We start from the raw sequence: 23,972 nt of genomic DNA, 5'->3' as shown, positions 1-23,972 counted from the left end.
TTTTTGGCTCGGCACGCGTAATTCGAGCGCCGCAAATCCGCGCAAACGATTGGCAATCCATTCGCCCCTGAAACAAAGGGCGCGACCATAAAGTTCGATCCTCTCCACTCCGTTATCCGATGGGTGGGACACAAGTCCCGAAGGTCACGCAGTCGCCCGACCGCCGCTCATCGCACCTATGGACCAACAGATCGAATCCTTCACCCTTCCGCGCGGACGTGCGGCGACGTGGCTGCTGCATGCGGGTCCCGACATCCCGCGTGCGATCCGCGCCGCGCTCGTAGGCAGCCTCTTCGGCACGCTGCCGATTTTCGCGGGCGGCGTGTTCAATACGATTGCGGTCGCGTGGGTGCTGCAGCGGCGGCATCCGTCCTTCGCATTCGATGCGTGGCTCGCGCTCGAAATCGCCGTCTGTCTTGCGCGCCTCGTCGTGCTGATCGTCGCGCGCCGCCGTGCTCGCGCAGGCAAATCGACGCTGACCGACACCTACGTGCTGCTTGCGCCGCTGTGGGGCGCGACAGTCGGCTACGGCGCGCTCGTCAGCGTGCTGTCGGGCGACTGGGTGGCCGCGACGCTTTCCTTCCTCTCCGCGGCCGCGATGGTCGGCGGCATCTGTTTCCGCAATTTCGCCGCGCCGCGTCTCGTCGCCGTGATGATCTTTCTGTCGCTCGGACCGTGCTGCATCGGCGCATTGCTGTCGGGCGAGCCGACGCTCCTTCTGACACTGCTGCAAATCCCTTTCTATCTTTTCGCGATGAGCGCCGCCGCGTGGCGTCTCAACGGCATGCTCGTCTCGACGATGAAAGCCGAGCAGGAAAACGACCGCCGCGCGCGTCATGACGAACTCACCGGTCTGCTCAACCGCGCCGGGCTATTTCAGGCAGTGCGCTTTCGCATGCGCTACGGCCGTGCAGACGAAAATGCGTTCGACGCCCTCTTCTATCTGGATCTCGACGGCTTCAAGGCGATCAACGACGCGCGCGGCCACGAAGTCGGCGACACGCTGCTCGCGCTCGTCGCGCGCCGCCTTCGGCAACTGGCGGGCGATGGCGCGCTGGTCGCGCGTCTGGGCGGCGATGAATTCGTGATCGTCGCGCCGCCGCACGCCGATCCTTTTGTGCTGGCGGACCGGCTCGTGATCGAGCTTGGCAAGCCGTTCCATACCGATGGCGACGGCGAACTGGTGATCGGCGCGAGCATCGGCGTTGCCATGTTCGATCGCAATCACACGGAACTCGACGGCGTTCTGCGCGATGCCGACAACGCGCTCTACGCCGCGAAGCGCTCGGGCAAAAGCCGCTGGGTCGCGGCGAGCCGCACGGAAGCGGCCCTCCCCGCATCGGACGAGACAGCGGTCGCGTGATATTTACCGCATCGACCGCGAGATAGCGTCGTTGTTACCGTCTTCCCATTGAACAGTCGTTCGATTAGTCAGTACGGCTTACCGACTTTTTATGAGCAGACAAATAAAGGTTCTCCCCTCGCTTTTAAGCAAACGTTTGACTGTGTTTTGTGTTCCAATTAGCGGACGATATACCGCCGATACTCTCCGCGATTGATTCGCGTTCCACCGATGCATAAACGGGCCATGCGTTTTCAGTACGAGACTTCGTCAACGGATAGAAGAACCAAGGCCCATCACAATCGTCGCGCGCATTTCGAGCGGTGGTTTGCCACGTTCGCGAGCCTCGCTCATTCCCGGCTGCCCTTGCCGGAATACCTTCAGAAAGTCACCGATACGTTGCGCGAAGTCGCGGACGTCTCTTCGTCCGTGATCGAATGGATCGAAGGCGACGAGCTCGTCTATCGCGCGGCAAGCGGCGCGGCCGCGCGTCACGTAGGCACGCGACTGCCGTCCGCGGGCAGCCTGTCCGGCCTGTGCATCACGCGGCAAGAGGCGCTGGTGAGCCGCAACACCGCGACCGACCATCGCGTGGACCGCGCGGCGTGTCAGGCCGTCGGCGCGGCGTCGATGGTCGTCGCGCCCGTCATCCACGAAGGCCGCTCCGTCGCGGTGCTCAAGCTGATCTCCGGCGAGCCCGAACAATTCGGCCAGGCGGATATCGCGATTCTGAATGCGTTTTGCGCGTGCATCGCCGAAACCATCGCGCGTGAAGAAATCGCGCAGGAGCATCGCCGGCTCGTCGAACAGCACGCGAGTGTCAGCGCGACGCTGAGCGTGGAATCGTCGTTGCGTGTCGAGTTCGAGAAGAAGCTCGCCGATGCGCTGCGCCGCCGCCGCACCGTGCTCGACAACGCGCACATCGCGTTCGTTTCCATCGATGAAGCCGGCATGGTCATCTACTGGAACGAGGCGGCAACGAGGCTGTTCGGCTGGCGCGCGCAGGAAGTGATGAATCGGGAACTGGCGCAGTTCATCGTGCCCGAACGCCATCGCGCCGCGCATCGCGCCGGACTCACGCGCTATCTGGCGACGGGCGAGGCGCGCGTCATCGATACGCGAGTCGAACTGCCCGCGAAACGCCGCGACGGCAGCGAGTTCACGGCGGAACTGACGATCAGCGAAGTCTGGTATGAAGGTCAGCGTCAGTTCACCTGCTTCATTCACGACATCACGGACCGCCTGCGCGCCACCGAAGCGAATCAGCGTCTGCGCCTGTTGATCGATTCGGTCAGCGACTACGCGATCTACATGCTGGATTCGAACGGCATCGTGCGCTCGTGGAACGACGGCGCGCACGCGCTGTACGGCTACACCGCCGAGGAGGCCATCGGCCGCCATCTGGCGCTTTTCTATACGCCCGACGAACTGGGCCGCGACCGCCCCGGCGACATCATCCGGCGCGCGATCGAGCACGGCCGCGTCGAACACGAAGGCTGGCGGGTGCGCAAGGACGGCTCGGAGTTCTGGGCGCACGTGACGCTGAGCGCGATGCCGTCGAAAGAAGGCAGCGCGCAGGATTTCGTCGCGATCACGCGCGACATGACTTCGCGCCGGCGCCTCGAAGAACTGGAGGCGTCGAGCCGGCGCATGAACGAGTTCCTCGCGCTGCTCGGCCACGAATTGCGCAATCCGCTCGCGCCCATCCGCAACGCGGTGAGCATCCTGAAACTGAAAGCCTCCGACGATTCCGACGTGATCCGCAGCCGCCAGATCGTCGACCGGCAGCTTGCGCATCTGACGAAGCTCGTCGACGACCTGCTCGAAGCGGGCCGCGTCAGTTCGGGAAAGATTCGCCTCACGACGGATGTCGTCGATATCGCGGACGTCGTGCATCTCAGCGCCGAAGCCAGCCAGCCCTCGTTCGACGCGCGGCAGCAGCGGCTCGTCGTCGAACACACGGGGCAGCGTGTCTTCGTCAACGGCGATCCGACGCGGCTCGTGCAGGCGCTCAACAACTTGCTGAACAACGCGTCGAAGTTCAGCCCGGCCGGATCGACGATCACGCTCGAAGCCGGGACGCGCGGCGGCACGGCGCTGTTGCGCGTCAGCGATCAGGGACGCGGCATTTCCGCCGATGCGCTCGGCGCCGTGTTCGATCTGTTCGTGCAGGAACATCCGCCCGGCGCGCATGCGGACGAAGGCGGCCTGGGCATCGGGCTGACGCTCGTGCGGGCGATCGCGGAACTGCATGGCGGCCACGTCGAGGCGCAGAGCGACGGCCCGGGCAAGGGCAGCGTCTTCAGCCTGTGGCTGCCGCTCGCCCAGGCGGCGGCGCACGAGCCGCCGAAACTGGCCGCGCCTGAACCGTCGGCGAATCGGCAACTGGAGGTGCTCGTCGTCGACGACAATCGCGATTCCGCCGACAGCATGACGCTCGTCGTCGACATGCTCGGCCATTCTGCGCGCGCGGCCTACAACGGCGAAGAGGCGATGCGCCGCTTCGACGAGCGGCGGCCCGACGTGGTGCTGCTCGATCTGTCGATGCCTGGCGTGACCGGCTTCGACGTGATTCGCGGCATTCGCGAGCGGGCGGGCGGGGGCGGCGCGCACGTCATCGTTGCGGCGATGACCGGCCTCGGCTCGGACGAGGACATGGCCCGCACGCGCGCAGCCGGCTTCGACGCGCATCTGATCAAGCCGGTGGACCTCAACGAAGTCGAAGCGGTGCTCGCGCTCGCGGCGCGGTAAGGGCGCCTACCGCGCGTCCATCTCCGCGCGTTCCACGTTCACGCTGCCGCGCTGCCTGAAACGCTCGATGGCGGCGTCATCGGCGAAGGAATCGGTTATGAGCCTCCACTCCCGTTCGAGCGGCGTCCAGTGCTGCTGGCTCGCGCGCTCCAGTTTGTCCGACGTCACCAGGACAAACACGCTCGCCGCCTGCGCGACGATGCACTCCTTCAGAAACGCCTGCTCCGCCGTGGCTTCGCACAGTCCGCGCCCGGCGACGACGCCATCCGCTCCAAGAAACGCCTTGTCGAACGTGAGCCGCGATAGCGCGACCTGAGCGATCGGCCCGAGCGTGCTCATGCTCGAAGGCCGCACGTCCCCGCCGATGAGCGTCACGCGCACGTCCGCCGAGGCCAGCGCGCCGACCGCCAGCAGATTGTTCGTGATGACCTGAATGTCCTTGCGCCCTGCGAGGCAACGGGCGAGCGCGGCGGTCGTGGTGCCGCCATCGAGAAACAGCGTGTCGCCGTCCTGCACGTGCCGCGCCGCCGCCCGCGCAATGGCTTCCTTCTGCTCGCGAAAGCTTTCGCGCCGCGTATCGAGCGATTCCTCCGGCTCGTGCACGCCGACCGACGCCGCGCCGCCATACGTCCGCACGATGCGGCGTTCGTCGGCGAGCGCGCGCAGATCGCGCCGCACCGTCGCTTCCGACATGCCGAAGTGCTCGCACAGCGCGGCGACATCGTTCATGCCGGACAGCACGGCCTGCAGCATCGCCTCGCGGCGTTTTTCGACTTTCATGCGATTCCTGTTGATGGCGTGGCGCCTCGCGGGCGGCGGGCCGCCAAGTTTATCGAATCCGGCGGCGCTTCCGGGCGCGCTCGATGCTGTGAAGGCGAGCATGTGGGTGTGATCGTTTCGGTCATTCCGTACGCCATGCATTGCTCGTTTCGATCAGTGTAAACGCCTATAGACCGAGAATTGCGCACAATCCGGTCAAACATTACACTACCGACTGATCGAATCGATCATTTTGTGATCGAACCGACAAAAAATTTCCCTCCCGGAGACACCCATGGTTCAGATTCCCATCAAGCGCGCAGTGGAGCGCGTACCCGGCGGCATGATGATCGTTCCGCTTCTGATCGGCTCGCTGATCGCAACCTTTCTGCCGGGCATGCCGAAGTTCTTCGGCTCGTTCACGAATGCGCTATTCACCGGCGCGCTACCGATCCTCGCAGTGTTCTATGTCTGCATGGGCGCGGGCATCGACGTGAAGGCAACGCCGTATCTGCTCAAGAAGGGCGGCGCGCTGTTCATCACGAAAGTCGGCATGGCGATCATCGCGGGCGTGGTGCTGGGCCATTTCCTCGGCGAGCAGCCGATCAGCTCCGGCATGTTCGCGGGGATTTCGACGCTGGCCGTCGTCGCCGCGATGAACGACACCAACGGCGGCCTCTACATGGCGCTGATGGGCCAGTACGGGCGCAAGGAAGATGTCGGCGCGTACACGATCATGTCGCTCGAATCCGGCCCGTTCCTGACGATGGTCACGCTCGGCGTCGCCGGTCTCTCGGCATTTCCGTGGCCGACGCTCGTCGGCAGCATCCTGCCGCTCGCCGTCGGCATGCTGCTCGGCAATCTCGACCGCGACATGCGCGATTTCCTGGGCCGCGCCGTGCCGGTGATGATTCCGTTCTTCGCGCTCGCGCTCGGCGCGGGACTCGACCTGCACAAGGTATGGCAGGCGGGCCTGCTCGGTATCGGCCTCGGCCTCGCGGTGGTCGTCTTCACCGGCATTCCGCTCTACTTCGCGGACCGGCTGACGGGCGGCACGGGCGTCGCAGGCGCGGCGGCGGCGAACACCGCAGGCAACGCGGCGGCAGTTCCGGCGCTGATCGCGGCGGCCAATCCGGTTTATGAAGAAGCCGCCAAATCCGCGACGCTGCTGGTCGCAGCATGCGTGGTGGTGACGTCCATCATCACGCCGATCATCACGGCGTCGATTGCGAAGCGCGTCAACGCACGCAACGACGCCCGCGCCACGCTCGACTCAAGCACGAAGCGCGGAGCCGCTCGATGAGCGCGAAGTCCACGAGCATGCTGATTCTCGCCGACGACCTCTCCGGCGCCGCCGACTGCGCGATCGCGTTCGCCGCAGCGGGCCGCAAGACGGTCGTCACGCTCGACGCGCACGCGCCGGACGAAGGCGCGACGGTCATCGCCGCCGACACCGACACGCGCCGCTACGCTCCCGCCGATGCCGCCGCCCGCGTGGCCGACGCCTTGCAGGCGCTGCGCGCGCCGGGCCGCCGTCTCTACAAGAAGATCGATTCGACGCTGCGCGGCAACTGGACCGCCGAAGTCGCGGCGCTCGCCCGGCTCGCCGGTTGCGCGATCGTCGCGCCCGCGTTCCCGGCGACGGGCCGCGCGGTGCGCGACGGCGGCGTCTTCGTGCATGGCGTGCCGCTCGACGCCACCGAAACGTGGCAACTGGAACACGCCGGACGCGACGCCAGCCTGAGCGCGATGCTCGAAGCAGCGGGCCTGAAGTGCGCGCACATCGGACTCGCGAGCTTGCGCGACGCGCCGCAGACGCTCGCCACGCGGATCGCGGCAGCGGCGGCGGAAGGCATCGGCGCATTGATCGTCGATGCCGAAACGAGCGACGATCTCGCCGCGCTCGCCCGCATCACCGCATCGCTCGACACGCCGTTCTTCTGGGTCGGCTCGGGCGGCCTCGCCCGCGAACTCGCCGCGCTGCCCGATCTCTTCGATGCGCCCGCCGCATCGACGGCCCGGCCCGCATCGGCGGAGGTGGCGCATGGACCGGTGCTCGCGCTGGTCGGCAGCCTGTCGTCGGTATCCGAGCGGCAATGTGCGATGCTGCGCGGCGAAGCGGGCATCGACGAACTGATCGTGCCGCCCGCGGTGCTGCGCGACGGCGCGCGGCATCCGATGTGGACCGCATGGGGCGACGACATCGGCTCACGGTTGCGCGGCGGGCAAGACCTGATCGTGCGGATCGGCCGTGACGACGCCTTCGATCCATCGGAAGGCGCGCATCTCTCCAACGCGCTCGCCGCGCTCGTCGCGCCGCACTTCGGCACGCTCGGCGGGCTGATCGCGACCGGCGGCGAAACCGCCCGCGCGATGCTCGCCGCGGCGAACGTCGGCAGTCTCGAACTCGTGCGCGAAATCGAAGCCGGCGTGGCCCTCGGCCGCGCCACCACGGCCAGCGCGGCGAACGGCGCGGCCATCGTCACGAAAGCCGGCGCGTTCGGCAGCGAGCACGCGCTTTACGGCGCATACCGGCATCTGCGCGGCCAGCCAGCCGTGGCCGGCACCGCCGCGCTCGACAAAAACGCACGCGAAACCTCAATCTGAACAGACGACCATGACCAACTATCTCCCCGTAATCGGCATCACGATGGGCGACGCAAGCGGCGTCGGCCCGGAAATCGTCGTGAAGAGCCTCGCGCATGAAGCCGTGTACCAGCAGTGCCGCCCGCTCGTGATCGGCGATGCGCGCCGGCTCGAGCGCGCCATCGAGATCACCGGCGTGCGCGCGAGCGTTCGGCGCATCGAGGATGCATCGCAGGCGCAATATCAGATTGGCGTGATCGACTGCATCGACCTCGAACTGATTCCCGACGACCTGCCGTTCGGCCAGCTTTCGGCTGTCGCCGGCGATGCGGCCTACCGCTACATCGCGCGCGCCGTCGAGCTTGCGCAGGCGAACCAGATCGACGCGATCTGCACCGCGCCGCTCAACAAGGAAGCGCTGCACGCGGGCGGCCACAAGTTCCCCGGCCACACCGAAATGCTCGCGCATCTGACGGGCGTGGACGAAGTGTCGATGATGCTCGTCGCGCCGAAGCTGCGCGTGATTCACGTGACGACGCACATCGGCATCATCGACGCGATCCGCAAGATCGAGCCGGGTCTCGTGCGCCGCACGATCGAGCGCGGCAACGCTACGCTCGTGAAGGCGGGCATCGCGAAGCCGCGCATCGGCGTGTGCGGGATCAATCCGCACGCAGGCGAAAACGGCCTGTTCGGCTACGGCGAGGAAGAAGAGAAGATCATTCCGGCGGTGAAGGCGCTGCAGGAAGAAGGACTCGACGTGACCGGCCCGCTGCCCGCCGATACGCTCTTCTACCGCGCGGGACGTGGCGACTTCGATCTCGTCGTCGCGATGTATCACGATCAGGGCCACGGGCCGGTGAAGGTGCTGGGCCTCGAAGCGGGCGTCAACGTGACGGTCGGGCTCGACGTGATCCGCACGTCGGTGGATCACGGCACCGCGTTCGATATCGCGGGCAAGGGCATCGCCGACGAAGGCAGCATGCTCGAGGCGCTGCGGCAAGGCGCGGAACTGGCGACGCGGCGCGGTTGAGGCGCGTCTCGCGGGCGTGAAGCGGCGCGTTTTGGAACGCGTTCCAAATCGGCGCGACAATGCGGCATCTTCCACCGCCCACGCGATCCCGACCATGCCCGACGCTTTCGAGACACTGACGCATCTGTGGCAACTCGCCGGCCTTCCCGGCGACGCGCTTTCCTTCGCCGAACTGCCGGGCCAAGACCCGGTATTTCCGTCGACGTTCGCGGTCGGCGCGGCGGCGCAATCGACGATCGCCGCCGCCGCGCTCGCCGCCTGCGAACTCGCGCACGCGCGCGGCGCGGCGCGTCAGAACGTGTCCGTCGACATGACCCACGCGGCGGTCGAATGCACCGGCCACTTCACGCTCGATGGCCAGGCGCCCGAAACCTGGGGCCCGTTCTCGGGCCTTTATCGTTGCGCCGACGGCTACGTGCGCATTCACGCAAACTTTGCTCATCATCAGGACGGCGCGCTGCGCGTGCTCGGCCTCGATCCCGCCACAGCCAAACGCGATGACGCGGAGCGCGCGCTGCTCGGCTGGCGCGCCATCGATTTCGAGGACGCCTGCGCGCAACGCGGGCTCGTCGTCACGATGCTGCGCAGCTTCGACGAATGGGACGCCACGCCGCAGGGACGCGCCATCGCCGCGCAGCCGCTGATGACGCTCACCCGCATCGGCGATGCGCCGCCGCGCCAACTGCCGCCGCTATCCACGAACGATCGTCCGCTTGCCGGCGTGCGCGTGCTGGATTTCACGCGCATTCTCGCGGGTCCTGTCGGCGGACGCGCACTGGCCGCGTTCGGCGCGGACGTGATGCTCGTCAACTCCCCGCATCTGCCGAACATTTCCGCCATCGCCGATACGAGCCGCGGCAAGCGCTCGGCGCATCTCGATCTGCAAAGCGACGATGACCGCGCGGCGCTCTGGCGTCTCATCGACGGCGCGCACGTGTTTTCGCAGGGGTATCGGCCAGGCGGGCTGGCGGCGCTCGGCTTCGCGCCGGAAGCGGTGGCGCAACGGCGGCCGGGGATCGTCTATGTGTCGCTGACGGCATATGGCACGCAAGGCCCGTGGGCCGGGCGGCGCGGTTTCGATTCGCTGGTCCAGACCGCGATGGGCTTCAACGCAGCGGAAGGCGAGGCGCAAGGCGCGGGCAAGCCGCGCCCGTTGCCGATGCAGATGCTCGACATGGCGAGCGGCTTCCTGATGGCGTTCGGTGCGGCCGCTGCGCTATGGAAGCAGCAACGGGAAGGCGGAAGCTGGCACGTGCAGGTGTCGCTGGCGCAGACGGGGCAATGGCTGCGCGGCCTCGGGCGGATCGATGGCGGTCTGCGCGCGGCCATTCCCGATTTCGCGCCTTTTCTCGAACGGCAGGCGTCGGGCTTCGGCGAGCTGGAAGCGGTACGGCCGAGCGCGCAACTGGCGCGCACGCCGGCGGGCTATGAGCGCGCGTCGGAGCCGCCGGGAACATCCGAGGCGCGGTGGTAAATCGCTTGGTCCTTACGCAGAGGAGCCGCGCTTCTTTTTCTTCGCCACGCTTCGGTTGAAGTCGATTGCGGCGCGGATCAGACCTTGCAGGCCGTCCGCATCGACTTCGTCGCCTTCCAGATAGTCGATCGCGCGCCGCGCATTGCCCTCCAGCCCCGCGTTGAAGAGCTTGCCGGGATCGGGAAGCATCGCGCCGTGGGCGAACGTCAGCTTGACCTTGCCCTTGTGCGCGTTGGCGACGGCGATCATCCCGTCGCAATACCACACGGGGCTGCCCATGTACTTCCATTCCTCGACGATGCCGGGATCGGCCGCGAGGATCGCCGCCCGCATGTTCGCGAACGTCGCGCCGCGCCAGTCGGCGAGTTCCGCGATCATCTGGTCGATACGTTCGGTCGCGTTCATCATCACGCCTCCGCGCGCGGATGGGCGGCTACCGGCGCATCGACTTCGACAGGCACCCGCCGCGCGAGCGCGCACATCAGTTCATAGCCGATGGTCCCGGCCGGCTCGGCCACTTCATCGACGCGCACCTGATCGCCCCAAAGCTGCACCGATGAACCGATGCCCGCTGCCGGGCACGGCGTGAGATCGACGGTCAGCATGTCCATCGACACGCGCCCGACGAGCCGCGTCCGCACGCCATCGACGACGACCGGCGTACCCGCGGGCGCGTGTCGCGGATAACCGTCCGCATAGCCGCACGCGACAACGCCGATGCGCATCGCGCGATCCGCCGTGAACGTGCGTCCATAGCCGATGGTTTCGCCCGGCGCGAGCGACTGCACGCCGATGATGCGGCTCGACAGCGTCATCGCCGCCCGCAGCGGCAAGCCGGCGATGTGCCGCGCGCTGCCCGTCGGCGATGCGCCATAAAGGATCGTGCCGGGCCGCACCCAGTCGCGATGTGCACGCGGATGCCAGAGCACGGCCGCCGAATTGGCAAGCGAGCGCGTGCCGGGCAGGTCGCGCGTGGCGGCGTCGAATTCGTCGATTTGCCAGTCGATGCCGCCATCGTCCGCGTTGGCGAAGTGGCTCATCAGTCCGATCTTGCCGATCTTCCCGGCCGAGGCCATGCCCGACGCCCGTTGCCAGGCGCGCGTGAAAGCATCGGGCCGGAATCCGAGCCGGTTCATGCCGGAGTTCATCTTCAGCTGGATGTCGACAGGCTGGCGCGGTGTCGACGCATCGAGCAGATCGAGTTGCTCGTAGCAATGCACCGTCACGGTCAGCCGATGACGGTCCGCGACTTCCACGTCGCGCGCATCGAAGATGCCTTCGAGCAGCAGAACCGGTTTGGTCCAGCCGAGTTCGCGCACGCGCACGGCTTCGTCGAGATCGAGCAGCGCGATGCCATCGGCCTCGCCGAGCGCCGGATGAATCCGCCCGATGCCATGACCGTATGCGTTCGCCTTGATCACCGCCCACACGCGCGACGACGCCGCCGCGCGCCGCACGAACGCGATGTTCTCCCGAATCGAATCAAGGTGGATGCGCGCGAAAATGGGACGGGGCATGGGCGTTACTCTTAATGGCTCGCTGTTAGTCGATCATGGGATCGTATCGAGTCAAACGGAGTGCTTGTTATTCTATTCGGTGAACTTTTTGGTGGAATCGACTGGGTTCGCCCTACCGCGCCAGCAAACCGAACACCGCCACGCTGTTCTTCGTGCCCACATAAACCTTGCCGTTGGCGATCGTCGGCGTGATGAACTTGTTGCCCGGACCGAACTGATCACGCGCGCCGGCCTGATTGCTGTCATAGAGCGAGCGCGCGAGATCCGACGCGTCGTACGCATGCAGCGTCGCAATCGTCCCGTTTCGCGCCGCCCACACGATGCCGTTCGCCGCCCCGTTCGCCGAGATGCCGGGCGTCGTGCCGGGAAAGCCGAAGGTGGTCGGCGTCTGGCTGGCGGGCGTCGCCGAGAGCCGCGCGTTCGTGATCGGGAACGCCTTGAGGTTGTCGCCGACCGCGCCGAAATACACCGTGCGATTGAAGTACGCGGGCATGCCGAACATCGCGCCGCGAATTTGCCCGACTAGTTCCTGATAGATGTGGTCCCCGTTCGAATCGAACTTGCCCATCGAATCGCGGTTGACGACATAGATCACCGCGTTCTTGCCCGCGCCCAGCGCGAGGCGGCGCACCGCGCCGCTGGCATCGACGAGATCGGGCAGCACGAGCGCGCCGCCGGACCCGAGGTCTTCGTCCACGTTCGACTGCTGCACTGTGTTCGACGCCTGGAAGTAATCGGTGACGGCAAGCGCCGGTGTCACGCCCAGCTTCAGAAAGCCATTGCCGAAGTTGCCGTGCAGCGGCATTTCCTGCGCGTTCAGCGTGGCGTCGAAGGTGCCGTTGCCATCGAGGAAATAGATCGACGCGCCATCCGACGCGAGTCCCGCGCCGCTCATCCAGATCGCGCCCATCTGCCCGTTCGGGGTCACGTTGAGCACGCTCGACTGCTGCAGCGTCGCGGCGTCGTAGCCGATCACCCAGCCCGTGTAGGGCATGAAATCGCAATGCGACGTCCACGCCGTGTAGACGACGCCGTTGAGCAGCAGCAGCGACGCGCGCTCCGCGTACTGTCCGGGATCGAACACCACGCGCCCGTTCTGGCTCGCCGCGCCCGTTCCCGGATACGACGCGCTGATTTCCGTAGGTCCGCCGAACAGTTCCGCGCCGGTCACGATATCGAGCGCGTGAATTCGCTGGTGATAGCGGCCCGCGCCGTCCTTCGACATGCCGACGACGTACATCGCGCCGTTCGGCCCGCGAGCGCGGTCGATGACCGGCGTCGCCGTGATGCCGATCGTCGGCGTGATCTGGCCGCAGCCGTGGTCGTCGCTCGGCGTTTCGCCGTTGGCGAGCGTCGTGGTCTTCCAGAGCGTGGCGCCGGTATCCGCGTCGAATGCATAGACGCTGGCGTTTTCAGTGGCGACGTACAGCACGTTATGCGTGCCGCCCGCAATCGATACCCTGGCCAGAAAAAGCGGCTGGGCGTCGACGGGGCCATCGACCGGATAGACGGCGAGCTTGCCGAACGTCGTCGAATTGACGTTGGCCGGCGTGAGCACCGTTTCCGCAAGCTGCTGACCGGTGCGGCCGATATCGTTGTGGTAGGTGACGACGTCCATCGCGTTCGCGACGGCGCCCGAAGCCGCCGGCGGGCTGGATGCGCTCGGCGGCCCCGATGCGGCCGGCGGACCGGATGCACCAGCGCCCGCGTCCGATGAAGAAGACGGCGAGGACGATCCGCCCCCGCTGCATCCCCCGCCGATGGCGAGCGCGATCATCACAGCAAACAGCAGCGACAGCAGGACGGTACGGCCCGAGAGATTCGGTTTCATCTGCTATCCCCTGCTCTGACGGCACGAGCCGCTTGCAGCATCTCTGCCATCGTGCAACGCCTTTGCTGCGTCGCCATCAACGTGTTAGTATAGGGAAACTACCTAGGTAGTTAACCTAGTTTCACGCTTAATCAAGGAGTTGCGCCATGGGAGTCATCCTGTCTGCTTTTTCGATGTTGTCCGCCGCCGTCCGCGACGCCCTCCAAGCCCGCGCCAAGGTCAGCGCGCTGATGGCCGAGGCTTATCGCCGCGCGGGGTAATCGCCCGGCTCGCCGATTCATCGGACCGGGCGCGGCCAGCGTCCGAAGTGGACCATCGTCGCATGCGTGTCCGATAGCAGCGCGGCCTTCAGATCGCGCCGCTCGGAAAAGCGCGGCGCGTCGAACCACAGTAGGAATTCGTCGCGCCAGAAGGCCCAGGCACTCTCGTCGAAGTCGAAATCTTCGTCGATGCAGCCGTTGTCGCGCAGATACGCTCCGACCACTTGCGTCCCGTTCCAGTAAGCGACGGCCACATCGGTCAGATCGGCGGTCATGCCGCGCGGCAGGTCGCGCAGCAGCATGGCGAGATGCGCTTTGAACGATGCGAAGTCGGTCGGTCTCATCGCGTGTTCCGCCCCAAAAAGTGCGTTGTAAGACGATGCGGCGCGCGGTCTGCCCACGGAACGATCAGCCGAATGCGCCCTTGTTCAAGTCTTTCTCGAACATGGCCACCCAGGCGGTGCCGTGTCCGACGCGATACTCGCGCTCTTTGAGCGTCGAGCGCCGCACGATCGTAACGTGTCCCTGCAAAGGATAAACATCGTCGACGACTTCGGATTCCCCCGCTTCCTGCACGAGAAAATCGCCCGCGTCGATACGATGCCGCGCGAGAATAGCCAGAAAGTCCGCTTTTTCGTCCGGTGCGATCACTGACATGGCGGCCTCCACGATCGATTGCTGCTGCATTCAAGGTAGCACACGCAAGACCGAACGGCGATGCCTATTCGCCGCACGCAAATTGCTTGCAGTCGCCCCGTGATCCGACCGGAGGCGCTCGCCGATGACCCACCCAATCGTTCGCCGCGCGCTGTGTTGCGCGGCGCTCGCCGCGTGCGCGCACGTTCATGCAGAGGACCGCGCTTGCGGCGTGCTGCAAGGCGCGTCCGGGGATGTGCTTTCGTTGCGGGAAGGTGAACGCGCCGATCTAATGCGGGGCGGAAAGGCCGTGCACGGCGCGCTGCATGTGTACGCCGACGGCGCGGTGTATCGCGTGTACTGGCAGCCGGACGGGAGCGCCGAGCAGTACGTGCTGGCGAATGCGGGAGAGAGCAGCGTGCGGCTGGTGTCGACGCCGCCGCGGGGATCGAAAGTGGACGCGGGGCCGGGCACGCTGCCGCCGCAGCAAGTGCTCTCGTGTCCCGCGTTGTAACGCCGATTACTTCGCCAGCACCTTGCCGATCGCATCGGCGACCGTCTGCACGTTGCTGTCGTTCAGGCCCGCCACGCACATGCGGCCCGAGCGCAGGATATAGACGCCGAATTCCTCTTTCAGGCGGTCGGCCTGCTCCGCCACGAGGCCCGTGTACGTGAACATGCCGCGCTGCTTCAGATAGCGCGTGAGCAGTTCGCCGCGCACGTGGTCTTTGAGGCCATCGTGAATCGCGCGACGCATCCGCGCGATGCGCTCGCACATCGCCGCCAGCTCTTCGCGCCACGATTGCGCGAGTTCGGGCGTCGTCAGCACCTTCGTGACGATCTTCGCACCATGCGTCGGCGGGTTGCTGTAGTTCGCGCGCACGGCGCTCGTCAACTGGCCGAGCACGCGGTCGGCTTCGGCGGCATCGTCGCAAATGACATGCAGGCCGCCGCAACGCTCGCCGTACAGCGAGAAGTTCTTCGAGAACGAATTGGCGATGAACGCCGGCACCCCGCGGCGCGCCAGTTCGCGCACGGCGAAGGCGTCGTCGTCGAGGCCGGAGCCGAATCCCTGATACGCCATGTCGACGAACGGCAGCAGGTCGCGCCGCTTCAGCACGTCGATGATTTTCACCCACTGCGCTTCGTCGAGATCGACGCCCGTCGGGTTGTGACAGCACGCATGCAAGAGCACGACGCTCTTCGCGGGCAACGCATCGATGGCTTCGAGCATCGCATCGAAACGCAAGCCGCCGGTGGCTTCGTCGTAGTACGGATACGTGTTCACTTCGAACCCCGCGCGCTCGAAGATGAAGCGATGGTTCTCCCACGTCGGATCGCTCACCCACAGCTTCGACGCCGGAAAGTAACGCTTGATGAAGTCCGCGCCCACTTTCAGCGCGCCCGAGCCGCCGAGCGTCTGCACGCTCGCAATGCGGCCATCGGCGCGCGCCGGGCATTCCGGGCCGAACACGAGCGCCTGCACGGCATCGCGGTAATGCGCGAAACCGGCCATCGGCAGATACGGCTTCGGGCCGAGGTCCTTCAAAATCGACAGTTCGGCTTCGCGCACGGCCTGCATCACGGGGAGGCGGCCGGCGTCGTCGAAATAGATGCCGATGCTCAGATTGACCTTGTTGGTGCGCGGGTCCTTCTGGAAGTTTTCGTTCAGCGAGAGAATCGGGTCGCCGGGGTAGGCATCGATATGTTCGAACATGGTGTCGGGAGCGGAAGCGAAAGGAAGGATCAGCGGGATGTCACGCGGCGCGTTGCGCCCGCGTCATCGCCGCGACTTTTGAGATAGTAGCCGATTCCCAGAACCGCGAGCCAGATGGGGATCAGGTAGACGGACAGCCGCAGGCCGGGCGTTTCGAACATCACCCAGACGATGCCCGCGACGAACGCGAGGCACAGATAGTTGGTGAGCGGAAAGCCGATGCTTCGGAACGCCGTGGTCACGCCGCGCTCCTGCTTCTCGCGGCGGAACTTGAGGTGAATGATGCTGATCATCGCCCAGTTGATGACGAGCGCCGATACCGCGAGGCCCATCAGCAACCCGAACGCGCGGCCCGGAATGAAGTAATTGATCAGCACGCATGCCGCCGTGACGATGGCCGAGACGCACAGCGCCGCGATTGGAATGCCGCGCCTGTTCACGCCGCAGAGCGCGCGCGGCGCATTGCCCTGCTGCGCGAGGCCGTAGAGCATGCGGCTATTCGCATAGACGCCGCTGTTGTAGACCGACAGCGCGGCGGTCAGCACGATCACGTTGAGCACGTTGGCGACCAGCGTGCTGTTCATCTCGCGGAAGATCAGCACGAAGGGGCTGCCGCCCGTCGCTACCTTGTCCCACGGATACAGCGAAAGCAGCACGCCGAGCGCACCGATATAAAAAATGAGAATGCGGTAGATGACCTGATTCGTCGCGCGCGGAATGCTGTGCGACGGGTCTTCGGCTTCCGCCGCCGTGATGCCGACGAGCTCCAGCCCGCCGAACGAGAACATGATGACGGCCATCGACATGACGAGGCCGCTCACGCCGTGCGGAAAGAATCCGCCGAGCTTGCACAGGTTCGTGACGCTCGCTTGCGGCCCCGCGTGACCCGAAAACAGCAGATAGCCGCCGAACAGGATCATACCGACGATCGCGGCAACCTTGACGATGGCGAACCAGAATTCCAGCTCTCCGTACGACTTCACGCTCGTCAGGTTGATCGCATTGACGATGACGAAGCACGCCAGCGCCGATATCCACGTCGGCAATCCCGGCCACCAGTACTGCATGTAGATGCCGACGGCGGACAACTCCGCCATGCTGACGAGAATATAGATGGCCCAGTAGTTCCACCCGGAGATGAAGCCCGCCGCGCGGCCCCAGTACTTGTCGGCGAAATGGCTGAACGAGCCTGCGACGGGTTCGTCGACGACCATCTCGCCCAGTTGCCGCATGATGAAGAACGCCATCACCCCGGCGATCGCATAGCCGAGCAGCACGGATGGACCGGCGAGCTTGATCGTTTCCGCCACGCCGAGAAAAAGCCCGGTGCCGATTGCGCCGCCGAGCGCAATCAACTGGATGTGACGGCTCTTGAGTCCGCGCCTGAGTGCTTCGGGCGAAGTCGCCGTCGCGCCGGTATTGCCTGAAACCATGTAATGCCCGCCTCTCCTGCCGGGTCCGCGCGTCGCCGCGACGCCCGCCGCCGCACCGTCATCAAAACGCACGAAGTGTTGTTTTTATGCGAGGACAGACTTCCGCCGCACGCATTACGACCGCTTCGCTTCCCGTTCCGCCCGGACCAAAGTACGCCATTTTTCCGCTCCCCCGCCCGCAAAGCCTTGTCTAGCGGACTTGGCGGACGTTTGTTCGTGCCGGCTGGCGCGCCCGAGCCCTCGAAGAAGGAGAACTGAGGCCGGAATTGGGGCTTTTTCGGAGGATTGAGTTCGCGGCCTCGCGCGCAGAATTCATTCATCCACTTAACGGGGAAGCGCCATGTTCCAGACGATGCAAAAAAACGCCGCGCCGCATCACATCGCGAATCCGAATGCTTACGCGCACATCGACGCGCCGGCAACGGAAGCCGAACTGCTCGCGCAGCTTCAGACCGCGTCGGACAACGTGCTGCGCCTCGCGGGTGAACTGCACGCGAATGCGAACGCAGACGCCGATTCCCTCGCCGAGCAGCACGAGATCGCGCAACGGCTGATCGGCCAGTTGCTCGCCATGCCCGCATCGCAACGCTGATTTACCGCTCACCGCACCAAACTGGAATAACGAAAATGAACTACTTGACCATCATCGCGATTGTCTGGACGGTGTGCGCGCTCTTCGCGGTTCTGTTCATCCGTGGCGCGACGGCGCAAGAGCGGAAGCCGGCGCGCGTTGCGCAGCGCCGCGAGCTCGGCAATGCGTCGAATGGCGCGAACGCGGTCAAGACCGCCAGCCGCGCTTCCTGAAACACGCGCCCGGCGCGCGCGATGCATCACTGAATAGCCGATGCCGCCGCGCGCAATCCGAGCAGATAGCTGTCCACGCCGAAGCCGCAGATTTGCCCCTTCACGACTTCGGCGAACACCGAGTGGTGGCGGAACGGCTCTCGCGCATGCACGTTCGACATGTGCACTTCGACGATGGGCACGGTCAGAATGGCGAGCGCGTCCCGAATGGCGATGCTGTAATGCGTCCACGCGCCCGCGTTGATGATGACGGCATCGACCTTGTCGGCGAACGCCTGATGGATGCGCGCGCACATTTCGCCTTCGATGTTCGTCTGATAACACTCCACTTCCACGCCCAGTTCCTTGCCGAGCGCGCTCAGTTGCGCGTCGATCTGCGCAAGCGTCGCCGTGCCGTACTGCTTCGGATCGCGCTTGCCGAACATGTTGAGGTTGACGCCGTGCAGCGTCAGGATCTTTGCCATGGTGTGTCCTCGAATGTGGATGCTGCAGGCTGGTAACGGGCAGATTCTGCAGTCCGTGACGCGCGATGACAATAGGCGCGCCCTCGCGATTCGCGAATGCGCTCATGCGCTCATGCGCGCGAGCACCGAAAGCGGAAGCGGTTCCGTTGATCAATGGGTCAAACCGTGTGCTAGCAGCCGCATCGGGCCGCACGGCTCATACAGGCGCCGAAGACCGCGCCGCGACGTCCGCTTGCGCTGGCCATGCAGCAAGCCAGTCGAGGAGTCTCGCCGGCGGCAACGGCCGGCTCAGATGATAGCCCTGCGCGAGATCGCATCCGAGCGCCTTGAGTCGCAGCATCATCGCCTCGTTTTCCACGCCTTCGGCCACGACCTTCAGGCCCATGTTGTGCCCGAGATCGATCGTCGATCGCACGATGGTCTCGTCGTCCTTGTGATGCGCCATGCCCATCACGAAGGACTTGTCGATCTTCAGCTCATCCACGGGCATGCGCTTCAGATATGAAAGCGACGAATAACCCGTACCGAAGTCGTCGATGGACAAGTGAATGCCGAGCGCATGCAGACGGTCGAGCGTTTCGATCGCGTGATTCGGATCGTCCATGATCGCGCTTTCGGTAATCTCGATCCATATGCAATCGGGCGACACGCCATACTTCGCAAGCAGGCCGAGGAACATGTCGGGCAACGACGACAAGATCAGCTCGCGCGCCGACACGTTCACCGATACCGCAAGCTCGATGCCCTGCGCCTGCCACGCGGCGCACTGCGCGATGGCCTTGTCCGCCACCCAGCGCGTGATGGTCTTGATGTAGCCGGTTTGCTCGGCGAACGGAATGAACTGGTCGGGCGACACGAAGCCGCGCGTCGGGTGATCCCAGCGCACGAGCGCTTCCACATACTTCACGCGATGCGTCGCCAGGTCCACCTTCGGCTGATAGTAGAGCGTGAGCTGATCGTGCTCGACGGCCTGCCGTAGCTCGCCCATCAGCGAAAGACGCTCGGCGCTGTTGTGATCGTGCCGCTCGTCGTAGAGCGCATGGCCGAGGTTCGCGCGCTTGGCGACGTACATCGCGATATCGGCGCGTCGCAAGAGCACGTTCATGTCCGTGCCGTTGTCCGGAAAACTCACGATGCCGATACTCGCGCCGACATCGACGAGCTGCCCTTCGATCGTGATCGGCTCTTCCAGCGCACGCAGCATGCGCGCCGCCACGACGCGCGCCGCCGCGAGATCGCTGTCAGGCAGGAGTACCGCGAACTCGTCGCCGCCGAGACGCGCGACCGTGTCCGTCGGCTGATGCAGCGCCGCACGCAAGCGCCCGGCGACTTCGCACAGCAGCATGTCGCCAATTGGATGCCCGAGCGTATCGTTCACGAGCTTGAAGCGGTCGAGGTCCATCATCATCACGGACAACGGCTCGTGCGCTTGTCCGGCGGCGGCGATCGCTTCTTGCAGACGGTCGGCGAACAGCGCGCGATTCGGCAAGCCCGTGAGCCGGTCCATGTACGCAAGCTCGGTGATGCGCCGCTCGCGCTCGACGATACCCTCCTGCATCTGATTGAACGCGTTCGCCAGTTCGCCTATCTCGTCGTGATGACGCACCTCGATGGAACCGCTGTAATCGCCCTGCCCGACGCGGCCCGAGAAGCGCGCGAGCGCAGCCAGCGGCCGCGTCACCGAGCGCGCCGTCAACATGCTGCCGACGATCGACACCATCACGCCGAGTATGGTGATCAGCAGCAACGTCGATTGCAGCCGGTGAAACGGCGCGAGCGCTTCCTTCAGCGAACGTTCGAGCAGCACCACCACCGTGCGCCCCTCGGAATGCAGACGCACCACCCGCGTGGCGTAACCGTCTTCGGCCAGTTGCGCCTGATCGGTCAGCTTGGCGCGCGACGCATCGGGCAGCGAGCTGGCGACCACGTCCCAGCGGCCGCGTGCATCGACGGTGAGGAACGACACATCGAGCGATGTCAGCGAACTCATCTCGCGTGCGAGGGCGTCGTCGATGGCGAAGCCCATCACCACCCACGCGATGACGATCGGCGCCTTCACCGGCACCGCGACGAGCTGATACGCCTTGCCGCCGATGATGCCGAACGACGACGCATCGCCCTTTTGCGCCACCGCGCGAATCAGGTGCGGGAACGGAAACGCCATGCCTTCGTGCGCCTCGCCTTCGTTATCGGCGATGAGCTTGCCATCGAGATCGACGAGCATCACCACGGCCGCATGAATGCGATCGCCGTGATTCTGGAGCGCGGAAGCGACGGTCTTGCTGTCGTGCGTCGCGACCGCCTCGCGAAAGCCGAAGTCGGACGCGGCCACGCTCGCGGCCTGCGTCAACTGCTGGCTATTGCCGCGCTGCACTTGCCCGAAGACGCGCTCGGCCACCGACAATTGCTGCTCCGCGCTCTCGTGCGCGTTCTTCAGGATGACTGAGTTAATGACGACGTAAGCCGCAGCCTGCGCGGCGAGCATGAGAACGACGAACACGAGCGCGATGCGCGCCCGCAGGCTGTGCAGGCGCATGCTATTCGGCGGGCCTCAGTTGCAGCGCGAACTTCGCGGGGACGTCCGCCGCAGGGTTGATCTTCTGCGTCGGCTGTGCGTTCGGATCGCCCAGACGGAAATGCCATGCGGAGAGCTTGAGCGCATCGGCGGGCAGGTTGTCGATGACGGCCATGCCTTTTTCATCGGTCTTCGCAAACCACGGCGTATCGACGATCAGCAGATACGACACCATCTGGTCGTGGATATTGCAGCCCATCACGACGAGGCCGGGCTTGTCGAACACGACCGGATTCGACGGAATGCCGTGATACAGGTTCAGCTCGAAACGCTTCGCGGGCGAAAACGAGTACACGTCATGCTCGATGTTGTCCTTGTTCGGAAACGTCACCGACGCGCCCGTCTGCACCACGGACACGAGCGGCACGAAACGCCGCTTCACCTGATCGATGATCGCGCCGGCAGGCTTCGTCGCGGGCGGCTTGCCGGCCACGGGCGTCGCATAGACCACGGCATTGGGGACGGGCGCGCCCGCCTGATCGACGACCTGAACATGCACGCTCGCCGCCTGCGCAAGCGATGCACAAAGCGCCAGCAACGGCGCGAAGAAGAATCGGTAGGCTTTCATCATTCACGGTCCTGTACATCGCGGTACATCGGCGCGAGCTTCGCGAGCAGCTTGTTCTGCGCGTGAAACGGCACGCCGTTCTTGTCCATCGCAGCCTGCAAGTCTTCGACGAGCGCGTTGAACGCCGCACGATCGATGTTCTGGCCTTCATGCGAGCGTCGCATCGGGCGGCCGGTGTAGACGCACGGGCCATCGAGCAGCACGCAGAATTGCTCGACGAGCTTGGTCTTGATGCGCCCGATCGGCGCGTTCTCGAAGTACGGCGCGGTGCGCGGATCGACGGTCACGCTCGCGTACATGTCGTCGACGATGCGCACGAGCCCTTCCTTCTCTCCGAATTGCCGGTACAGCGCGTCGTCCTGCGCGCGGGCGCTCATGCTCGTCAATGCAGCGAGCAGGCAGGCCGCGAGCGCGGCGTGTCGAATGGTCATGGTCATCATCAGAAGCCCGCCTGAAGCGAAACGTAGAGCCCGCGCTGATTCCGGATGGTCGCGATATCGCCGAGCGACACATACGCGGCCGTCAGCGACACGTGCTTGTTGGGCGCCCACGCGACGAACGCATCGTAGGCATCCTGTTCGCGGGCGAACGAGAGGTTGTCGGGCTTCATGCGGTATTCGGCGCCGATCGCGATATTCTTCGTAAACAGATACGCCACCGACGATTCGAATTCCGGCTTGTACGCGTTCGATTTGTCGCCGCCGAATCCCAGCAAGCCGAACTGGTTTGCCTTCGTGAAGCGCACGGTGCCGTTGAGCAGCAGGCTTTGCGCGAGCAGCAGCTTCGTCGCGGACAGATAGAAGTCCGTGCCCGAATTGCTCGCCGCGCCGATGGCCTTCAGCACGCCGCCCTGTTCGTTGTGCTTGAACTGGATACCTGCTGCGACCTGCGGCATCCACGTGTCCTGATCGAGCACGGCATCGCCGAGAAGACGCACTTTGAGGCCGAAGATGTTCTGATTGAACGCGTACCCTTCGCCGAGGCCGAGCTTCGCGCCGGCATCGCGCGTATCGAAACGCTGGCCGGCGAGCGAGAACTCGACACGGTTCGCCACGCCCACGGTCAAGCCCCACGAGCCGAGCGCGTAGTCTTGCGTGTGGACGTAGGTGCCGTGAACATTCGCGCCAAGCTGCCGTGCCGTGCCGTAGCCGCCGATGACGGCCCACGGCGCGAGGCCGCCGCCCGCCGCGCCTTCAATTTGCGATACGCCGCCCGTGAGCAGCAGCTTGCCGCTGGTGAGCGGCACGGCCGGCAGCTCCGGCGCGTCCGGGGCATCGTCGGCGAGGGCGGACGGCGTGTACAAGACGAGCGCGGCTACAGCGCCAGCCAGGCTCGCGGTCGTGCGGATGAATTGCATTACGTGGATGGGCTCTCGAAACGGGTCCATGAGATTCCCGTTTGCCGCAGTGGGAGTGCCGCGTGCGACGTGTGCGTCGACGCGGCGAGCCTGGCGCCTGGGGATGGACGCGGCGAATATGCCGCGCCCTTTCATCCACGTGTAAACGGCGGGGCTGATCGAAACTTGATAGCGCCCGCAGAGAGACTTACGGCTTCGGAATGCGGATGCGGCTGATCATCAGCGAGCCGGAGATGGCGTAGACGAGCACGAGCGGATGCAGCGTGAAACCGGCGATGCGCCATTCACCGAACCACATGCGCGGCCCGAGCGCATCGAACCAGGCGGCGATGCCGAGCATCAGCACGATCGCGAACGATGTGGGAATCGGCGTGCCCTCGAAATGCGTAACCTTGCCGGCGCTGCCGGACATCTCTTCGGTCGTCACGTTGTAGCGCGCGAGACGCGACACGCCGCACGCCACGAAGTACGCCAGCATCACGCGGTCGTAAAGGCCGCGCATGCCGCATCCATAGCCGATGATCGCCGGCGCGACGCCGAACGAAATTACGTCGGCGAGAGAATCCAGCTCCTTGCCCAGCAGCGACGCCTTCTGACGCCACCGCGCGATGCGGCCGTCGAGCACATCGAACACGAGCGCCGCGAACACGAGCGCGCACGCCAGATAGATATGCATGACGTCGGAATCGTCGATGTAGCTGATGGTCGAGAACAGGGCGCCCGTGCCGCAGACCGCGTTGCCCAGTGTGAACCAGTCGGCGAGATGGAAGTCGCGAATCATCGAGAAGCGTTTCATGCTTGTTTTCTTTGCTGTTTTTGCTGTCGTTGCGTTGGATTCGGGCAGCGCCGAGCACGGGCGGCCGCG

The 23,972-nt window shown here is 65.3% G+C and carries 23 protein-coding genes; 9 read left to right on the top strand and 14 right to left on the bottom strand.

Annotated features, from left to right (window positions below; translation table 11 throughout):
* Nucleotides 1-178 precede the first annotated feature (178 nt).
* Together BG57_RS03020 and BG57_RS03015 are read left to right on the top strand one after the other, a co-directional pair.
* Nucleotides 179-1,363 (top strand): GGDEF domain-containing protein, encoded by a 1,185-nt coding sequence (locus tag BG57_RS03020; RefSeq protein WP_035960098.1) that lies wholly within the window; start codon nucleotides 179-181, stop codon nucleotides 1,361-1,363.
* A 345-nt stretch (nucleotides 1,364-1,708) separates the two neighbouring features.
* Entirely contained in the window at nucleotides 1,709-4,093 is a 2,385-nt protein-coding gene (locus tag BG57_RS03015; RefSeq protein ID WP_241482159.1) for a hybrid sensor histidine kinase/response regulator, read from the top strand.
* A gap of 6 nt (nucleotides 4,094-4,099) precedes the next feature.
* On the opposite strand, the gene BG57_RS03010 is transcribed toward BG57_RS03015, so the two are convergent.
* Nucleotides 4,100-4,873: a DeoR/GlpR family DNA-binding transcription regulator gene (locus BG57_RS03010; protein ID WP_035960095.1), complete on the bottom strand. Its 774-nt coding sequence runs from the start codon at nucleotides 4,871-4,873 to the stop codon at nucleotides 4,100-4,102.
* Nucleotides 4,874-5,147: 274 nt separating this feature from the next.
* Between BG57_RS03010 and BG57_RS03005 the strand changes: the two genes are divergently transcribed.
* The 4 genes from BG57_RS03005 (at nucleotide 5,148) to BG57_RS02990 (ending at nucleotide 9,945) form a co-directional block, all read left to right on the top strand.
* Nucleotides 5,148-6,155: a 2-keto-3-deoxygluconate permease gene (locus BG57_RS03005; protein WP_035960093.1), complete on the top strand. Its 1,008-nt coding sequence runs from the start codon at nucleotides 5,148-5,150 to the stop codon at nucleotides 6,153-6,155.
* Nucleotides 6,152-7,459 carry a four-carbon acid sugar kinase family protein gene (locus BG57_RS03000; protein ID WP_035960092.1) on the top strand — a complete coding sequence of 436 codons (1,308 nt, stop codon included), beginning with the start codon at nucleotides 6,152-6,154 and terminating at the stop codon, nucleotides 7,457-7,459. The genes BG57_RS03005 and BG57_RS03000 overlap by 4 nt, the downstream gene beginning before the upstream one ends.
* Nucleotides 7,460-7,469: 10 nt before the next feature.
* Nucleotides 7,470-8,471 carry a 4-hydroxythreonine-4-phosphate dehydrogenase PdxA gene (gene pdxA / locus BG57_RS02995; protein WP_035960091.1) on the top strand — a complete coding sequence of 334 codons (1,002 nt, stop codon included), beginning with the start codon at nucleotides 7,470-7,472 and terminating at the stop codon, nucleotides 8,469-8,471.
* 94 nt (nucleotides 8,472-8,565) lie between these two features.
* Complete coding sequence (locus tag BG57_RS02990; protein ID WP_035960090.1) at nucleotides 8,566-9,945, top strand: CoA transferase; 1,380 nt, start codon at nucleotides 8,566-8,568, stop codon at nucleotides 9,943-9,945.
* 12 nt (nucleotides 9,946-9,957) lie between these two features.
* On the opposite strand, the gene BG57_RS02985 is transcribed toward BG57_RS02990, so the two are convergent.
* The 5 genes from BG57_RS02985 to BG57_RS02965 all read right to left on the bottom strand — a co-directional run bounded on the left by BG57_RS02985 (nucleotide 9,958) and on the right by BG57_RS02965 (nucleotide 14,210).
* Nucleotides 9,958-10,350 (bottom strand): DUF1801 domain-containing protein, encoded by a 393-nt coding sequence (locus tag BG57_RS02985; protein ID WP_035960400.1) that lies wholly within the window; start codon nucleotides 10,348-10,350, stop codon nucleotides 9,958-9,960.
* 2 nt (nucleotides 10,351-10,352) lie between these two features.
* Nucleotides 10,353-11,462, bottom strand: coding sequence for an alanine racemase (gene alr / locus BG57_RS02980; protein ID WP_035960089.1), 1,110 nt, complete (start codon nucleotides 11,460-11,462; stop codon nucleotides 10,353-10,355).
* Nucleotides 11,463-11,574: 112 nt separating this feature from the next.
* Complete coding sequence (locus tag BG57_RS02975; RefSeq protein ID WP_035960088.1) at nucleotides 11,575-13,293, bottom strand: PQQ-binding-like beta-propeller repeat protein; 1,719 nt, start codon at nucleotides 13,291-13,293, stop codon at nucleotides 11,575-11,577.
* A 277-nt stretch (nucleotides 13,294-13,570) separates the two neighbouring features.
* Complete coding sequence (locus tag BG57_RS02970; RefSeq protein ID WP_035960087.1) at nucleotides 13,571-13,897, bottom strand: hypothetical protein; 327 nt, start codon at nucleotides 13,895-13,897, stop codon at nucleotides 13,571-13,573.
* Nucleotides 13,898-13,961: 64 nt separating this feature from the next.
* On the bottom strand, nucleotides 13,962-14,210 hold the full coding sequence (locus tag BG57_RS02965) for a hypothetical protein (protein WP_035960399.1): 249 nt from the start codon (nucleotides 14,208-14,210) through the stop codon (nucleotides 13,962-13,964).
* A 124-nt stretch (nucleotides 14,211-14,334) separates the two neighbouring features.
* Between BG57_RS02965 and BG57_RS02960 the strand changes: the two genes are divergently transcribed.
* Nucleotides 14,335-14,703 (top strand): hypothetical protein, encoded by a 369-nt coding sequence (locus BG57_RS02960; RefSeq protein WP_035960086.1) that lies wholly within the window; start codon nucleotides 14,335-14,337, stop codon nucleotides 14,701-14,703.
* A gap of 6 nt (nucleotides 14,704-14,709) precedes the next feature.
* Here BG57_RS02960 and BG57_RS02955 read toward each other — a convergent pair whose 3' ends face one another.
* The gene (locus tag BG57_RS02955) at nucleotides 14,710-15,906 is read right to left on the bottom strand and encodes an amino acid aminotransferase (RefSeq protein WP_035960084.1); all 1,197 of its coding nucleotides are present in this window, start codon (nucleotides 15,904-15,906) and stop codon (nucleotides 14,710-14,712) included.
* 29 nt (nucleotides 15,907-15,935) lie between these two features.
* A complete protein-coding gene (locus BG57_RS02950; RefSeq protein ID WP_035960083.1) occupies nucleotides 15,936-17,339 on the bottom strand; it encodes an amino acid permease in 1,404 nt (467 codons plus the stop codon).
* A gap of 340 nt (nucleotides 17,340-17,679) precedes the next feature.
* On the opposite strand from BG57_RS02950, the gene BG57_RS02945 reads away from it, so the two are divergent.
* Nucleotides 17,680-17,931, top strand: coding sequence for a hypothetical protein (locus tag BG57_RS02945; protein ID WP_035960082.1), 252 nt, complete (start codon nucleotides 17,680-17,682; stop codon nucleotides 17,929-17,931).
* 35 nt (nucleotides 17,932-17,966) lie between these two features.
* The gene (locus BG57_RS33280; protein WP_167569240.1) at nucleotides 17,967-18,143 is read left to right on the top strand and encodes a hypothetical protein; all 177 of its coding nucleotides are present in this window, start codon (nucleotides 17,967-17,969) and stop codon (nucleotides 18,141-18,143) included.
* Nucleotides 18,144-18,169: 26 nt separating this feature from the next.
* Here BG57_RS33280 and aroQ read toward each other — a convergent pair whose 3' ends face one another.
* The 6 genes from aroQ to pssA form a co-directional block, all read right to left on the bottom strand.
* The gene (gene aroQ, locus BG57_RS02940; RefSeq protein ID WP_035960081.1) at nucleotides 18,170-18,607 is read right to left on the bottom strand and encodes a type II 3-dehydroquinate dehydratase; all 438 of its coding nucleotides are present in this window, start codon (nucleotides 18,605-18,607) and stop codon (nucleotides 18,170-18,172) included.
* 196 nt (nucleotides 18,608-18,803) lie between these two features.
* The gene (locus BG57_RS02935) at nucleotides 18,804-21,143 is read right to left on the bottom strand and encodes a putative bifunctional diguanylate cyclase/phosphodiesterase (protein ID WP_035960080.1); all 2,340 of its coding nucleotides are present in this window, start codon (nucleotides 21,141-21,143) and stop codon (nucleotides 18,804-18,806) included.
* Nucleotide 21,144: 1 nt separating this feature from the next.
* On the bottom strand, nucleotides 21,145-21,753 hold the full coding sequence (locus BG57_RS02930) for a methylamine utilization protein (protein ID WP_229753963.1): 609 nt from the start codon (nucleotides 21,751-21,753) through the stop codon (nucleotides 21,145-21,147).
* Nucleotides 21,750-22,190, bottom strand: coding sequence for a group I truncated hemoglobin (locus BG57_RS02925; RefSeq protein WP_052005592.1), 441 nt, complete (start codon nucleotides 22,188-22,190; stop codon nucleotides 21,750-21,752). The genes BG57_RS02930 and BG57_RS02925 overlap by 4 nt, the downstream gene beginning before the upstream one ends.
* Entirely contained in the window at nucleotides 22,190-23,137 is a 948-nt protein-coding gene (locus tag BG57_RS02920) for a DUF3034 family protein (RefSeq protein ID WP_229753964.1), read from the bottom strand. The genes BG57_RS02925 and BG57_RS02920 overlap by 1 nt, the downstream gene beginning before the upstream one ends.
* 157 nt (nucleotides 23,138-23,294) lie before the next feature.
* On the bottom strand, nucleotides 23,295-23,903 hold the full coding sequence (gene pssA / locus BG57_RS02915; RefSeq protein WP_035960079.1) for a CDP-diacylglycerol--serine O-phosphatidyltransferase: 609 nt from the start codon (nucleotides 23,901-23,903) through the stop codon (nucleotides 23,295-23,297).
* Between the last annotated feature and the right edge of the window lie 69 nt (nucleotides 23,904-23,972).

It is taken from the genome of Caballeronia grimmiae, assembly GCF_000698555.1.
GTDB lineage: Bacteria > Pseudomonadota > Gammaproteobacteria > Burkholderiales > Burkholderiaceae > Caballeronia > Caballeronia grimmiae.
The sequence above is the reverse complement of the archived record's forward strand: the minus strand, read 5'-3'. Positions and strand labels throughout refer to the sequence as shown.

What these genes read in the sequence shown, in the direction of transcription:
- BG57_RS03020 (WP_035960098.1), top strand. Translation starts at nt 179, where the DNA reads ATGGACCAACAGATCGAATCCTTCACCCTTCCGCGCGGACGTGCGGCG.
- BG57_RS02985 (WP_035960400.1), bottom strand. Translation starts at nt 10,350, where the DNA reads ATGAACGCGACCGAACGTATCGACCAGATGATCGCGGAACTCGCCGAC.
- BG57_RS02920 (WP_229753964.1), bottom strand. Translation starts at nt 23,137, where the DNA reads ATGGACCCGTTTCGAGAGCCCATCCACGTAATGCAATTCATCCGCACG.
- BG57_RS02960 (WP_035960086.1), top strand. Translation starts at nt 14,335, where the DNA reads ATGACCCACCCAATCGTTCGCCGCGCGCTGTGTTGCGCGGCGCTCGCC.
- BG57_RS02950 (WP_035960083.1), bottom strand. Translation starts at nt 17,339, where the DNA reads ATGGTTTCAGGCAATACCGGCGCGACGGCGACTTCGCCCGAAGCACTC.
- BG57_RS02945 (WP_035960082.1), top strand. Translation starts at nt 17,680, where the DNA reads ATGTTCCAGACGATGCAAAAAAACGCCGCGCCGCATCACATCGCGAAT.
- BG57_RS02975 (WP_035960088.1), bottom strand. Translation starts at nt 13,293, where the DNA reads ATGAAACCGAATCTCTCGGGCCGTACCGTCCTGCTGTCGCTGCTGTTT.
- BG57_RS02935 (WP_035960080.1), bottom strand. Translation starts at nt 21,143, where the DNA reads ATGCGCCTGCACAGCCTGCGGGCGCGCATCGCGCTCGTGTTCGTCGTT.
- BG57_RS03010 (WP_035960095.1), bottom strand. Translation starts at nt 4,873, where the DNA reads ATGAAAGTCGAAAAACGCCGCGAGGCGATGCTGCAGGCCGTGCTGTCC.
- aroQ (WP_035960081.1), bottom strand. Translation starts at nt 18,607, where the DNA reads ATGGCAAAGATCCTGACGCTGCACGGCGTCAACCTCAACATGTTCGGC.
- BG57_RS02970 (WP_035960087.1), bottom strand. Translation starts at nt 13,897, where the DNA reads ATGAGACCGACCGACTTCGCATCGTTCAAAGCGCATCTCGCCATGCTG.
- alr (WP_035960089.1), bottom strand. Translation starts at nt 11,462, where the DNA reads ATGCCCCGTCCCATTTTCGCGCGCATCCACCTTGATTCGATTCGGGAG.
- pssA (WP_035960079.1), bottom strand. Translation starts at nt 23,903, where the DNA reads ATGAAACGCTTCTCGATGATTCGCGACTTCCATCTCGCCGACTGGTTC.
- pdxA (WP_035960091.1), top strand. Translation starts at nt 7,470, where the DNA reads ATGACCAACTATCTCCCCGTAATCGGCATCACGATGGGCGACGCAAGC.
- BG57_RS03000 (WP_035960092.1), top strand. Translation starts at nt 6,152, where the DNA reads ATGAGCGCGAAGTCCACGAGCATGCTGATTCTCGCCGACGACCTCTCC.
- BG57_RS02990 (WP_035960090.1), top strand. Translation starts at nt 8,566, where the DNA reads ATGCCCGACGCTTTCGAGACACTGACGCATCTGTGGCAACTCGCCGGC.
- BG57_RS03005 (WP_035960093.1), top strand. Translation starts at nt 5,148, where the DNA reads ATGGTTCAGATTCCCATCAAGCGCGCAGTGGAGCGCGTACCCGGCGGC.
- BG57_RS02955 (WP_035960084.1), bottom strand. Translation starts at nt 15,906, where the DNA reads ATGTTCGAACATATCGATGCCTACCCCGGCGACCCGATTCTCTCGCTG.
- BG57_RS33280 (WP_167569240.1), top strand. Translation starts at nt 17,967, where the DNA reads ATGAACTACTTGACCATCATCGCGATTGTCTGGACGGTGTGCGCGCTC.
- BG57_RS02965 (WP_035960399.1), bottom strand. Translation starts at nt 14,210, where the DNA reads ATGTCAGTGATCGCACCGGACGAAAAAGCGGACTTTCTGGCTATTCTC.
- BG57_RS02930 (WP_229753963.1), bottom strand. Translation starts at nt 21,753, where the DNA reads ATGATGAAAGCCTACCGATTCTTCTTCGCGCCGTTGCTGGCGCTTTGT.
- BG57_RS02925 (WP_052005592.1), bottom strand. Translation starts at nt 22,190, where the DNA reads ATGATGACCATGACCATTCGACACGCCGCGCTCGCGGCCTGCCTGCTC.